The following is a 13,494-nucleotide window of genomic DNA, read 5'->3' as shown; positions in this document are numbered from 1 at the left end:
CCATACAGACCGTTTTTATATAAGTCCGTCTCTAATTAACCATTAATTAAGCGTAAAATATCGTTATACGTGACCGCAATCATAAGCAGGAATAGCATAGCAAAACCAACGAAATGGACCATACCTTCCCTACTCGGATCAACGGGACGTCCTCTTACCGCCTCCACACCAAGGAAAACAAGTCTGCTTCCATCCAGCGCCGGAATAGGCAATAAATTAAATATCCCCAAGTAAAGACTCATTATAGCAGTCCAATACGTCAACTGCTCAATCCCCTGCTTGGCAATTTGCCCTGTCACTTCAAAAGTACGTACCGGGCCTCCCAGGTCATTGATAGAAAAACGTTGGATGAGCTGGCTAAATCCTTGGAAAATAATATCGGTCGTTCTGACCATAGATTGGCCGGCAAATTTGAACGTTTCCCCCACACCTGCTTGGCGTTTTGGAAGTTCGGGTACAATACCCACCTTGCCACCCTTTTGTCCTTCCATAGCACGAGGTGTAATAGTAAGCTCAAAGGTCTTACTATCACGGCGAACCGTCCACTTCATCGGCTTGTCTTGAGAATCCGCAATCAGTTTGATCATGTTTTCAACATTTGCACCAATGGCTATTCCATTCACCGATTCGATGATATCTCCCTTATGCAAATCAGCTTCAGCAGCAGGCATACCTGCTGTAATTTCACTAATTTGGACATAAGTCGGGTTATCCACTTGTATGCCGACCATCTGAATATGCAGACCAAACAAAATAAAGGCAAGAATAAAATTCATCAGTGGTCCAGCAAAAATAGCCATCGCACGCTGTCCTACTGTTTTACTCCCGTACTGCCGATCCTTGGGTGCAATCTGAATGGATTGACCTTTGGTTACCATCATCGCTTGCGGATGTACAGTGTATTGCTGATCTTCGCCATCCACATCCAATTTTAAAGTTAATGACTGTTCCAGATCAATATCCAACACTTCGCCGCGCACCACATTCTTACGATTATCCAGTTGATCTAGATAGATGGTTTTAACGACGTCATCCGTTACGCGTACAGCAATCGTTTGTCCGGCCTCAATTTCATTGACCTCCGGATCCTCTCCCGCCATGCGGGCAAAGCCACCGAACGGCAACAAACGCAACGTAAATCGCGTCTCGTTTCTTTTATAAGAAAACAGTTTCGGACCGAAACCGATCGCAAACTCCCGTACCAGAATCCCGGCGCGTTTGGCAAAATAATAATGCCCCCATTCATGCACCGTCACTATGACGAAAAACATGAGCACCGTCATCAACACTATTTGAATCGTTTCCAATCGTTTCCGTTCCCCTTTCAATGAGATCGAGTTTGTCTTCCTAGATTATCATTATTCTCCGATCCCGCACAAGAGAATCACATTTCGTTTCTAACCCAACATTAGCCTACAACCCCGAAGATATGCTACGAGTCTCTTCGTCACAGGCTTCAATTGCAGAAAGATCAGGATTAGCCACATTGACATGCCGCTCCAGCACACGTTCAATAATAGCTTCAATATGCAGAAAAGAAATTTCTCCACGCAGGAAACGGGCAACTGCAATTTCATTAGCTGCATTAAATGCGGTCGGTGCTGTACCACCCATTTTACCACATTCGAAGGCAAGCCTTAAACAAGGAAAACGATTATAATCCATTTCCTTAAAATGGAGTTTACCCACTTCAGCCAGTGACAACGGCTTCGCCGGGGACTTCATACGCTCAGGGTAAGTCAATGCATATTGAATAGGTACTCTCATGTCCGGATTCCCAAGTTGAGCAACAATGCTTGTATCCTGAAACTCAACATAGGAATGAATAATGCTTTCCGGATGAAGCAACACATGAATGTGCTCATAATCAAGTCCGAATAGCCAATGCGCCTCAATGACTTCCAGCCCCTTGTTTACCATCGTTGCTGAATCAATCGTAATTTTGGCCCCCATTGACCAATTGGGATGCTTGAGTGCATCTTCCACTGTAACTTCACGCAACTGTTCTCTTGTCAAATCTCGAAAAGAACCCCCTGATGCTGTGAGGGTAATATGTGCCACATCTTTCATACGCTCACCATTCAAGCATTGGAAAATAGCTGAATGCTCACTGTCAATCGGCAGCAACGGCACTCCTTTCGCCCGAGCCCGCGCTGTGACCAGATGACCAGCAGTAACCAGTGTTTCCTTATTGGCCAAACCGATCTGTTTTCCAGCTTCAATCGCGGCCAGCGTGGAGTGCAATCCGACACTGCCCATTACAGCCGTCACAACCATATCCGCCTCCGTGTTCGCAGCAAGCTCAACGAGTCCTTCATTTCCCCAATACAGTTCCATTCCAGAAGGCAGTAAAGGACGAATTTCATCCGCCAACTGCCGAGTACCCACAGACACCTTTTGGGGTTTATAAAGATGCGCCTGCTCAGCAAGTAACTTTATATTAGAACCACCTGCTAAAGCCTCAACAGTAAACTGATCCGGGTGCATGGACACTACATCCAGCGTTTGAGTTCCAATAGAACCGGTTGAACCAAGTACCGTAATTCTTTTCATGATGCACCTTCCTATCCTGAAAATCACTTTTATCCAGGAGCTCATTGATTATTATTCAGGCAGCTATGCTACTGGTTCCAACCTTCTAGTAGCGCAGAGTGAGCAGCATAGAGATTAGCCTGAGCATAAACTGTAATCAATAGACTCATGGAAGCAGCATCAGCATATGTACAAATGGAAAAACGACAATCCAGCTGTCGCAACGGTCTAGTATACCACCGTGCCCTGGCAGCAGATTACCGGAATCTTTAATGCCGTACACTCGTTTGTATGCAGATTGTACCAAATCGCCCAGTTGTCCCACAACTGCACATGACAAACCGATGCCGATGGCTTTGCCCCATGGCAGCAGTCCACCCGATAATCCAGCGAATACAAGAGCTATAACCAACGCTAAAACGATGCCGCCAATGGATCCTTCGACCGTTTTGTTCGGACTGATCGCAGGCCATAATTTCGTCTTTCCTGCCATTTTGCCTACAAAATATGCCCCTGCATCACTTGCCCAAATACAAGCCAATAATAAAAATGTCCATAATAGTCCATGTTCCATATGACGTGATTCCGCAATATACGAAAATCCAAACCCTATATAAACGGTACCAAGAAATAATATAGCTACCGTTTGAATCGGGATTTTATTTTTTGTTCCTACCGTGATGATCATAAAAGCTATCATTACCAGCCAAAGCATACTGGCAAAGGGTAAGGGTGAGTGCAAACCAAAAGGTTCATACGGGAATACAAAAGCTAATATGCTTACGTATCCAAGTATTGCTGTACCTCCAAAAGGAGATACCTGCGTCATTCGTGCGAACTCATAAAATCCGATTAGGGCCATCGCCAATATAAGCAAATGGTAGGCCAAGCCGCCCCACAGGACCATCGCCAAAAAGAATATGCCTGCCAGAATACCGGTAATTAATCTCTGTCTCAACGGCTTTCATCCTCCATTTACTTCAGTCCGCCATACCGTCGTGTTCTTTGCTGATATTCGATCACTGCTTCGTATAAGTGTTCTTTCTTAAACTCAGGCCAATAAATATCAGTAAACCACAACTCACTGTAGGCAAGCTGCCAGAGCATAAAATTACTAAGTCTAAGCTCACCGCTTGTTCGAATCAGTAAATCAGGGTCTGGCATACCGCTAGAAAGCAACGTACTACCGATCAGCTCAGATGTTATATCTTCCGATTTAAGCTTCCCATCCGCAATTTGACGGCCCAATGTTTGCATGCATTCGGTGATTTCCAACCGACTTCCATAATTTAATGCAAAATTAAGAACAAGTCCGGTATTATTTTCAGTTCGTCGAGTCGCTTCAGTCAGCGCTTCAACGGTATGGGAAGGTAAATGTTCTTTATTGCCCATCATACGTACTTGCACATTTTTTTCAATCAACTCATCTAGCTCAATAGCCAGAAATTCTTGCGGTAAGCGCATTAGAAAATCAACTTCGTCCTTTGGACGCGTCCAATTTTCAGTTGAAAATGCAAACAAAGTCAAATACTTAATACCCAGTTCATCCGCCGCAATTGCTGTGCGTTTCACTGCCTTCATTCCATTTTGGTGCCCTACAATCCGCGGCATTCCAATCCGTTTGGCCCATCTGCCGTTCCCATCCATGATGACAGCAACATGCTGCGGAATATTGTCTTTTGAAATGGCCGGTGTTTGCTGTTTTTGTTCCCCGTTCCACCAAGACCGAACCCGTTTGATCATTCCAGTTCCTCCAGCATTCTCTGAAAATGTGCCTCAGGCTTGAAAAGAGACAAACCCCACCGTAAGGGAGGGGCTGCCAATCTTTTAGACTTCCATAATTTCTTTTTCTTTTGCAGCTAAAACTTTATCCACTTCAGCGATAAACTTATCAGTTGTTTTCTGGATATCTTCCTGATGTTTACGAGATTCGTCCTCGGAAATATCACTTTTCTCCAATTTTTTGATGTCATCATTTGCATCACGACGAATGTTACGAATAGCGATCTTCGCTTCTTCACCGTTCTTCTTTGTCAACTTCACCAAGTCAGTTCTGCGCTCCTCCGTCAAAGCAGGAATGCTTAGACGAATGGTGTTACCATCATTCGAAGGTGTCAAACCTAAATCGGATTTTTGTATAGCGCGCTCGATATCGGCCAAGGAAGATTTGTCCCAAGGCTGAATCATCAAGGTTCGGCTGTCAGGTGTATTGATATTCGCCAGTTGGTTGACTGGAGTCATTGCACCATAATACTCTACCTGTACACGGTCCAGCAAAGCTGGTGTCGCCCGTCCTGCACGCAAAGATGCAAGATCACGTTGCAATGCCTGGATTGCTTTTTGCATGCGCTCCTCAGCACTCTTTTTCACGGATTGTGGCATTAATTTACACTCCCTTTGACGATCGTACCAATTTTCTCACCCAGCACGACACGTTTAATGTTACCTTGCTCTGTAATAGCAAAGACAATCAACGGAATATTGTTATCCATGCACAACGAGGAAGCAGTAGAATCCATGACACCGAGATTTTTGTTGAGCACATCCAAATACGTAAGCTGCTCATATTTCTCAGCTGTGCTATCTTTAAACGGATCAGCAGAATATACGCCATCCACTTTATTTTTAGCCATCAGAATCACTTCCGCTTCGATCTCAGCGGCACGCAGTGCAGCTGTAGTATCAGTCGAGAAGAACGGATTACCTGTACCTGCTGCAAAAATAACAACCCGACCCTTTTCTAAATGACGGATAGCTCTACGACGAATGTAAGGTTCTGCAATCTGTTGCATCGCAATGGATGTTTGTACACGGGTAGGTACCTCAATCTGTTCCAAAGCATCCTGTAAGGCCAGTGAGTTCATCACCGTTGCCAGCATACCCATGTAATCTGCCGTGGCCCGGTCAATTCCGTTGGCACTTCCAGCAATACCGCGCCAGATGTTACCGCCACCACACACGATAGCAACTTCTACTCCCAGTTCCACTACGTCTTTGACTTGTTCGGCAATGGATGCAATCGTATCCGCGTCAATACCGTAACCGTTAGGACCTGACAGCGATTCACCACTAACTTTCAGGACAACACGCTTAAACACAGGTTTTTCCAAATGATCACCCTCCAATATCATTTATACTTTATGTAACAGGATAGGTGTCCTGTTGCAAGAAATGGAACACTGATGTGTCCCATTTCCATTTTTCCATATGCGATTACCGTTCGTTGGTAATTATTGTTTCACTTGAGACATAACTTCTTCGTAGAAGTTGTCTTCTTTTTTCTCCAGACCTTCACCCAGTTCAAAACGAACAAAGCGACGCAGGGAGATGTTTTCGCCAATCGTACTGATTTTTTCGTTGATAAGCGTGGAGATTGTTTTGTCTGGATCTTTGATGAAAGATTGCTCCAACAAACAGAACTCTTCATAGAACTTACCAATACGGCCTTCAACCATTTTTTCAACAATTTTTTCTGGTTTACCTTCGTTCAGCGCTTGTGCTTTCAGGATTTCTTTTTCTTTTTCGATCTCTTCCTGTGGCACTTCTTCACGACGAACATAACGAGGGTTCGATGCAGCGATATGCATTGCAATGTCGCGTACAAAATCTCTGAACTGGTCTGTTTTAGCTACGAAGTCTGTTTCGCAGTTTACTTCTACCAGTACGCCGATACGGCCGCCAGCATGAATGTAGGATTCAACAACACCTTCAGTAGCAATACGACCTGCTTTGTTGGCTGCAGCTGCAAGTCCTTTTTCGCGCAGAACTTCAACCGCTTTTGTCAAATCACCGTTTGCTTCTTCAAGCGCTTTTTTACAATCCAGCATTCCTGCGCCTGTTTTTTCACGAAGCTCTTTTACTGCGCTAGCATTAACTGCCATATTATTTCCCTCCAAATTTGATTTTCAATGGTATACCGTGCTTATTCCTTAAAAAAAGGGTAGTGAGAGGTTATACACCTGCCAACCACCCTTTTCATTTAATTCATATAGTTATTTCCTAATGGAAATGTTATGCTGTAGTTTCTTCGCCTTGGTTTGCTTCCATAACTGCATCAGCCATTTTACCTGTCAGCAATTTAACAGCGCGAATTGCGTCGTCATTACCCGGGATAACATAGTCGATTTCGTCTGGATCGCAGTTTGTATCAACGATACCTACGATTGGGATGCCCAATTTGCGAGCTTCAGCAACCGCGATACGTTCTTTGCGTGGATCAATGATGAACAGAGCACTTGGAAGGCCCTTCATGTTTTTGATACCGCCCAAGAATTTTTCAAGACGATCTTTTTCTTTGCGAAGAATGATAACTTCTTTTTTAGGAAGAACTGCGAATGTACCGTCTTCTTCCCAAGCTTCCAGTTGTTTCAAACGGTCAATACGTTTTTGAATCGTTTGGAAGTTAGTCAGCGTACCACCCAACCAACGTTGGTTAATGTAGAATTGACCAGCGCGTGCTGCTTCTTCTTTAACGGAATCTTGTGCTTGTTTCTTCGTGCCTACGAACAGAATTGTACCATTCTCAGCTGCAATGCTTTTTACAAAGTTGTAAGCTTCCTCAACCTTTTTCACTGTCTTTTGCAAGTCAATGATGTAAATACCGTTTCTTTCAGTGAAGATATAACGATCCATTTTCGGGTTCCAGCGACGTGTTTGGTGACCAAAGTGAACCCCAGCTTCCAAAAGCTGTTTCATGGAGATTACTGCCATCTTCACGCACCTCCTAAGTTTGGTTTTTTGTGTGTCCTCCGCCGACATCATTTCTCATAAAGACTTTCCATTGGAAAGCACCCTTTATAAAATTAACCGACGTGCGTTTTTAACACCGTTAATTAATATACCATAACACTTGCATCGTTGCAACCAACTTTTCGACAATAGTTAGAACAACGCAAAATGTGACGTTTTACGCCTCTCATTGAACTTTTCAGCAAGAATAAAAGCCGTCCACTTCCCAGTCTGGTCAGTTGGACGGCTTTTTCGTAATTTTAGTAATGATAGAACTGAAATCCTCACCTTTAGCAAACTGATAGGTACCGGTACGAATTTTGGTATTGATTTTTTTAGCCTTAGCTGCTGCCTCAAATGCACTAGCATCCGATACGACCCCTGCCCGTTGCAATCCTGATGCCACACTTCTCAAATTGCTTCCCGATGCAATGCTATACTGCACTTGTGGGGTGGCAGGCTGCTTGGGGATATTGGGAGTCGCTGTAGTGCCAGAACTTTGAGTTTGCGGCTTATTCGGACTTTGTGGAACCGATGTGCTGGTCGAAGGTTTAGAACCAGCCGAGGATATGCTGTTTGCAGGTGCCTTTGGTGTTGCTGGCGTTTGAGCTGGTTTAGCTTTTTGGGGTGCAACGGGAGTTTTATTACCTTCCTTGATCACCTTATTACGCCATTCCTCTTCTGTCATTTTCGGGTCAGAGCTGTCACTGACCTGGAGATTTAATCCGGCTGCTGCCTTTTCTAATTGCTCTCGCGTCATGTTTTTCGGGTCTGTGGAAGATTGCTGCGATTGCCCCTGACCGATCAATGCCAGTTGCAATAGCAATGCCCCCGTTATAAGACCAGTACCCATGCCTAGCATAAATGAACGGTTTTTGATCACGTTACATCCTCCCGCTCCGCGAGTTGCAAAATAAGCTGTACTTCACCCCGTTGAATGCCTGATTGCTTGGCTATATAGTCCACCGACTTGCCTTGCTCATGCAGCGCAAACAACTCTTGATAACGATCACGGATGGACTCTGCTTCCTGCTCAGTTTCAGGATCTTGTAATGCCGTCTGCTCCTCCGTAGTTATGAGGGGAGCTTCTGAACCAGAGTAGCCTTCCTGCACAGACATTTCAGGTCGCGGACTTTGAAATTGACCGTATGCAACCGCTGCCTGATGAGAAGCAGCTGTATGTTGTATTTCCTTAGGTACAGGCTCGGTTTGCATAGACACAGTTGCAAACATAGCCTGGCGCTCAAGCTCCACGATACGGCTCCGAAGCTCAGCTACTTGCTCCTGTAATGCCGCCTGTTTCACTGTATGCTCCTGCTTCATACCAGAAACGAGCTCAATCAACTCGTCATTATCGTTTTCAATATCGGCCATATATTGCTCTAATGTGGCCTCGACCTTTTGGACGACGGCCTCTTCTGTTCCCCGGCCTGGCTGACGCTTAGGCTGTAGCCAGGCGTAGACAACAGCTGCAGCGCCCAGCAGAACAATATAAATCCATGGTTGATCCACTGCCCATCGTCTCCTTTAATAACGCTTCTCCACCTGTCGGATCAGAGCGAAAAATCAATATGGTGTCCCTTGAACGGATGCTCTGCCGGATGCTCCTTAGGCAGTTCAGCCTCATCTGGCCGGGAGCGGCTCTGCTGGGAAGAATCTCTGCTCTGCCCCCCTGTTTGCCGCTCGCCGACGAATGTTTCCGCAGACTGATCTACAGCATTGCTTCGCTGACGCAGGTTCTCCGTCTCCAGCGCGGCCTTTTGTCCAAGCAATGCTTGATCATTCATCGGCCGCTGCTGGGACTCACTTTGGTATTTTCCAGCTTCGCTGGTGCGAGGTACGGCAATTTGCAATTCAACAGCCTTCAAGCTCATTGGACCACAGCCTTTCCGATTGGGCATCCGTATCTGTCTTCCAAGGAATACAATGTTGAATGTTGTTTATCAGTGTGCCGAATTACACGTAGGAGGACATGCTGATGTCTCCTTCATGATAATAAAACGCCATTCTTTCCACTGAATCTTTAATAAATTTTGTATATCTGCCGATAACTATTTTAGAGCCACCGTAAATCACATTTTTCACTTCTACCCGTGCGCGGCTTGTATCCTCTAATGTTCGTTCAATTTCAAGCATTCTGGACTTGGTTTCCAAAAGCTCCTGTTCATTAGATTTTTTAGTAGATGTCAGCTTGATTCGCATAGCCATTCTTTCAGGTGCAAGCTGTCCGGCGGCGGCAAGCTGATCCAATATGGTAAGGGCCTTATTCGTTTTATCCTGGCTGTCTGTCTGCTGCTTCAAACGTGCGCGGAGTTCTGTCAGTTCATCGCGCAGTTCGGGAAGTACACCCACTTCGATATTGGTAGCTGTGGACATCGTATTACCGACGGTACGAGCCACTACCTTTTTACCAGCTTGTACACTGCCACCTACGATAAGCCCTTTTGTTCCTTCGCAGATTACATTATTACTCGCTTTGATCTGGGAATGCATAATACTCTGGGATACAAGTACATCGCCTCCCGCAATCACGCTACCATCTTGTATAAACGAGCATTTCACATTTTGTGCAGCTTTCACGAACCCCTTATGGTATCCGATAATACCGCCAGTGATTTCCACTGAACCTTCCGCCACAATTTCGGCCCCTTCCACACCACCGATGACACGAATGTCGCCAGCCGCCCGAACCCGGAAACCTGTCAAAACATTCCCACGAATGACGACGGTTCCAACAAAATCAATGTTGCCGACACTATAATCGACGTCCCCGTTAACTTCATATACGGGGAACACATTAAGTTTGCCCTTTTCAGTCGTAGTTACCAGTCCGTCAATAGCCGCATACATCGCAACACCTTCTGGATGGATCACTACATTTTTTCCAACTTTAAAACGCGCCTCTTTACCTGGAAGAAAAGGAATTTCCTCTCCGGTTACAGCAATCCCCGGTACACCTGGCAGAGGATCAACCCGTTCGGCAATCAGTTGACCACGTTTTACATTTCTTAAACGAGTTAGTTCTTTATAATCCACCCGTCCATCCACGGTTTCAAGCGGCTTATGTGCATCTTCGCCAGTCACAATATCAGCCAGATTAATTTTTCCGTCTGTACCATGGATCGGCTGCTTTCCCTGAGCAATCAGTAATTTTCCGAAGAAATGATCTTCTGGACTTGCCGCAAATACGCGAATTGCATCGGTTATTAAACCGTAGGATATTTTTTGGTTGCTTAGAAAACGCTCTAATTCTTCCACAGAACAGGCAAAGCCTTCTTCACGTTTGGCAAACTCCAAGTAGGCGGTTTGTTTGTCAGGTGAGACAACCACTTTTAAAAACTGGTCCAAAGCATATTGCTTCTCCACAAGGGTGCTCCTTCCGTCTAACTGTTACTGTAACCTCCCGTACGTTAATCTTTACGCATTAGCAAATCCCGTTGTTTGTCCAATGTCGCTCTCAGACGTAATATTGCTTTGGAATGCAACTGTGAAATTCGCGATGGAGATAGCGACATGACCTCAGCGATTTCGCTAAGTGACAAATCCTCGTAATACAATAAAGAAACAACGATACGTTCTTTTTCAGTCAATTTATCAATGCCTTGTGCAAGGGCATCACGAAGTGTAAATTCATTGACCTTATGATCCGGATTTTTCGCCTTCTCGTCCACCAAAAGGGAAAGCCGTGTTTCCGATTCCTCTTCGCGGATCGGATCCTCCAGTGAGACAATCGACATAACAGCGACCTCTTGGATCATATTTTGAAACTCTTTCTCAGAAACGTCCAAATAATGACTCATCTCTTCGTCGCTGACCGTGCGTAGATATCTTTGTTCCAAATGCTGGTATGCATCCTCGATTTTTTTCGCTTTTTCCCTAACTGAACGAGGAACCCAATCCCCTTGACGAAGACCATCCAAAATCGCTCCACGAACACGCCAAGAAGCATAAGTCTCAAACTGCAAACCACGCTCATAGTCAAATTTCTCTAAAGCGTCAATCAAACCCATAACGCCGTTACTCGCCAGATCATCCTTGGATACATTTTTAGGCAAGCCTACTGCAAGACGGCCTGACACATACTCTACAATATGGAGATACTTTTCAATTAACTGTTTTTTTGCTTCCTTGTCACCGTGTTCTTTCCATTGTTCCCATAGTTCGGAATGGTTTAAATGAGCGGCTTTTCGCTCGTTCATCGGCTTCACCCTCCTTATTTGTCTGTCAGGTGACGAACGGCCTTGGCCAATTCTTCAGGGTCCTTGTTGGAAACCAGCTTAGGTGGGTTTAAAGGTGCAAAACCATTATCCCCCTCGTCCGTCTGCTCTGGTTTCGGTTTCAGCAATTCATTCAGGTCTTCATTTTCGTCTGGTGTCGTCAGGTCCAGATTCCCCCCTACGCCATCTACCTGAGAGCTTGCCCGGCTTTGGGCATTCCCCAGATCTGGCCGCGCTACAACACCTAGTGTCCAGCGCAGCACAAATGCAAGTAGGAACCAAAAAACGAAGGCGATCAAGCCACGAATTAAGCTCGTGGTCAGCAGATTGCTGCCAACGGACAACACAAAAGTCAGAATAAATCCGACTACTCCAGACCAAAGATTAATGCGTAAGCTGCCAAATAACATGTTTATAATTCCTTTACACCTTTTTGTACGCTTCGAATATTCAAAACGCCAGTTTCAGAGTCCAACTCAATCGTTCGTCCATAATTGCCGCCTGTGTCCTCCGCAATCAAAGGAATGCCGAGATCTACGAGCATTTCCTTGCATGATTCTACATTACGTGGACCAATCCGCATGGTGTCTCCACTACCAGCAAAGGCGAACATCTGCGCTCCCCCTGCCATTTTGGCAATTAGTCTGCGTCGTTCTGCACCCAATTTCAGCATCCTCTCAAATAACTCGGGCAGCGCCGTATCCGCATATTTGGCTATATTCAGCTGCCCTTCACGCGCAATATCTGAGGACGGTAGCATCACATGTGCCATGCCTGCCAGTTTCAAATGAGGATCATAGAGGGTCAATCCGACGCAGGAGCCAAGTCCTGTCGTACGAATCGAGTTCGGATTGCTGGTAACATTTAAATCTGCCATGCCGACTTTAATGATGCTTTTATCCTCAATCATCGTTCATCGGGACTCCTAACGACCTAAAGATTTTCCCGAACGATTCTGGATCAGGAATCAGGAAAAATTGACCCTCTATCTGATTCTGCCCTTCCAGAAACGATGTGTCAATCAATAATGCAGCATCTCCCATCTGCCCAAACTGCAGCAGTCCGTAGCTAAGAATTGCTCCTGCCATGTCCAACGCCAGCGCAGGGACTGTTGGATACATGGATAAACGTGTGAAATCGGCCAGCGAAGACAGGTAAGAGCCCGCTAAAATGTTTCCGATCTCCGACAGGGCTGAGTGCTCCATTTCGTTAAAACTGTCCTCGTCATCTGAAGGAATATTCGCTAAACGGGAAAGTAAGCCTTTTGCCGCCTGAGGCTGCAATATGAAGAATAGATTGCCGGGGGCTTCCCCTTCTACCCTAAAAAATATTGCAACAACAAGTTGCTCATTTCCACCGACTTTATCGGCAATTTCCTCAAAAGGCAGCATTTGTACTTTGGGCACACCCATGTCGACCGGTTTATTGAGAAGCCGGGAGAGCGCTGTAGCAGCGTTCCCCGAGCCAATGTTGCCGACTTCTTTCAACACATCCAACTTGAAGTCTTCAAGATTCCCAAGATTCTCCATATGTTAATCCTCTAAGCCTTCCAGTTGGTTCATTTCGCTACGATTCAGGACTTCGGACAAGTTCAGCATAATCAACAAGCGCTCTTCACCAATTTTAGCAACTCCGCGAAGATATTTAGCCTTAACTCCGCCAATCACTTCCGGTGGTGTCTCGATATTGTCAGTATTCAGGTCAATAACGTCATTCGCTGAATCAACGATAAAGCCGACTTGCATTTCGCCCACTGCAACGATAATGATGCGGGTTTGATCGGTATATTCAGCTTCAGGCAATCCAAATCGGCCACGAAGATCAATAACCGGAATGACTACGCCTCTCATGTTGAATACACCTTTTACAAAATCGTAAGTTCTTGGAACCCGTGTAATCGGCACCATGCGTTCAATAGATTGGACTTTTTCTACTTCAACACCGTATTCCTCTTCACCAAGCTTAAATACGATAACTTTAATTTCTTCTCCCATGTCTAAAAACCCTCCTTATTGAT

General features: G+C 45.3%; 17 protein-coding genes. All 17 read right to left on the bottom strand.

Annotated features, from left to right (window positions below; genetic code table 11):
* Positions 1-35: 35 nt before the first annotated feature.
* Positions 36-1,307 (bottom strand): RIP metalloprotease RseP, encoded by a 1,272-nt coding sequence (gene rseP, locus MKY35_RS09865; RefSeq protein WP_039274668.1) that lies wholly within the window; start codon positions 1,305-1,307, stop codon positions 36-38.
* A 106-nt stretch (positions 1,308-1,413) separates the two neighbouring features.
* The gene (locus MKY35_RS09860; protein ID WP_342446241.1) at positions 1,414-2,553 is read right to left on the bottom strand and encodes a 1-deoxy-D-xylulose-5-phosphate reductoisomerase; all 1,140 of its coding nucleotides are present in this window, start codon (positions 2,551-2,553) and stop codon (positions 1,414-1,416) included.
* A 145-nt stretch (positions 2,554-2,698) separates the two neighbouring features.
* On the bottom strand, positions 2,699-3,490 hold the full coding sequence (locus tag MKY35_RS09855; protein ID WP_029517015.1) for a phosphatidate cytidylyltransferase: 792 nt from the start codon (positions 3,488-3,490) through the stop codon (positions 2,699-2,701).
* Between the two features lie 17 nt (positions 3,491-3,507).
* On the bottom strand, positions 3,508-4,275 hold the full coding sequence (locus MKY35_RS09850) for an isoprenyl transferase (RefSeq protein WP_029517014.1): 768 nt from the start codon (positions 4,273-4,275) through the stop codon (positions 3,508-3,510).
* An 84-nt stretch (positions 4,276-4,359) separates the two neighbouring features.
* Positions 4,360-4,914, bottom strand: coding sequence for a ribosome recycling factor (frr, locus tag MKY35_RS09845; protein ID WP_029517013.1), 555 nt, complete (start codon positions 4,912-4,914; stop codon positions 4,360-4,362).
* Positions 4,914-5,642, bottom strand: coding sequence for a UMP kinase (gene pyrH, locus MKY35_RS09840; RefSeq protein ID WP_013309918.1), 729 nt, complete (start codon positions 5,640-5,642; stop codon positions 4,914-4,916). Before pyrH ends, frr begins: the two co-directional genes overlap by 1 nt.
* 120 nt (positions 5,643-5,762) lie before the next feature.
* Positions 5,763-6,413: a translation elongation factor Ts gene (gene tsf, locus MKY35_RS09835; RefSeq protein ID WP_013309917.1), complete on the bottom strand. Its 651-nt coding sequence runs from the start codon at positions 6,411-6,413 to the stop codon at positions 5,763-5,765.
* 130 nt (positions 6,414-6,543) lie between these two features.
* Positions 6,544-7,242 (bottom strand): 30S ribosomal protein S2, encoded by a 699-nt coding sequence (rpsB, locus tag MKY35_RS09830; protein ID WP_013309916.1) that lies wholly within the window; start codon positions 7,240-7,242, stop codon positions 6,544-6,546.
* Between the two features lie 253 nt (positions 7,243-7,495).
* On the bottom strand, positions 7,496-8,143 hold the full coding sequence (locus MKY35_RS09825; RefSeq protein WP_342446240.1) for an endolytic transglycosylase MltG: 648 nt from the start codon (positions 8,141-8,143) through the stop codon (positions 7,496-7,498).
* Entirely contained in the window at positions 8,140-8,772 is a 633-nt protein-coding gene (locus MKY35_RS09820; RefSeq protein WP_342446239.1) for a hypothetical protein, read from the bottom strand. The genes MKY35_RS09825 and MKY35_RS09820 overlap by 4 nt, the downstream gene beginning before the upstream one ends.
* A 41-nt stretch (positions 8,773-8,813) precedes the next feature.
* Entirely contained in the window at positions 8,814-9,134 is a 321-nt protein-coding gene (locus MKY35_RS09815) for a hypothetical protein (protein WP_342446633.1), read from the bottom strand.
* Between the two features lie 82 nt (positions 9,135-9,216).
* Positions 9,217-10,626, bottom strand: coding sequence for a FapA family protein (locus MKY35_RS09810; RefSeq protein ID WP_342446238.1), 1,410 nt, complete (start codon positions 10,624-10,626; stop codon positions 9,217-9,219).
* Between the two features lie 44 nt (positions 10,627-10,670).
* Positions 10,671-11,459 (bottom strand): FliA/WhiG family RNA polymerase sigma factor, encoded by a 789-nt coding sequence (locus MKY35_RS09805; RefSeq protein ID WP_013309911.1) that lies wholly within the window; start codon positions 11,457-11,459, stop codon positions 10,671-10,673.
* 14 nt (positions 11,460-11,473) lie between these two features.
* Positions 11,474-11,887, bottom strand: coding sequence for a hypothetical protein (locus tag MKY35_RS09800; protein ID WP_029517008.1), 414 nt, complete (start codon positions 11,885-11,887; stop codon positions 11,474-11,476).
* Between the two features lie 2 nt (positions 11,888-11,889).
* Positions 11,890-12,387, bottom strand: coding sequence for a chemotaxis protein CheD (locus MKY35_RS09795; protein ID WP_010346358.1), 498 nt, complete (start codon positions 12,385-12,387; stop codon positions 11,890-11,892).
* Positions 12,380-13,006 carry a chemotaxis protein CheC gene (locus MKY35_RS09790; RefSeq protein WP_029517007.1) on the bottom strand — a complete coding sequence of 209 codons (627 nt, stop codon included), beginning with the start codon at positions 13,004-13,006 and terminating at the stop codon, positions 12,380-12,382. The genes MKY35_RS09795 and MKY35_RS09790 overlap by 8 nt, the downstream gene beginning before the upstream one ends.
* 3 nt (positions 13,007-13,009) lie before the next feature.
* A complete protein-coding gene (locus MKY35_RS09785; RefSeq protein ID WP_007430046.1) occupies positions 13,010-13,471 on the bottom strand; it encodes a chemotaxis protein CheW in 462 nt (153 codons plus the stop codon).
* Between the last annotated feature and the right edge of the window lie 23 nt (positions 13,472-13,494).

This window comes from Paenibacillus sp. FSL L8-0638, assembly GCF_038593075.1.
Taxonomy (GTDB): domain Bacteria; phylum Bacillota; class Bacilli; order Paenibacillales; family Paenibacillaceae; genus Paenibacillus; species Paenibacillus polymyxa_D.
This window is presented reverse-complemented; position numbering and strand designations above follow the sequence as displayed.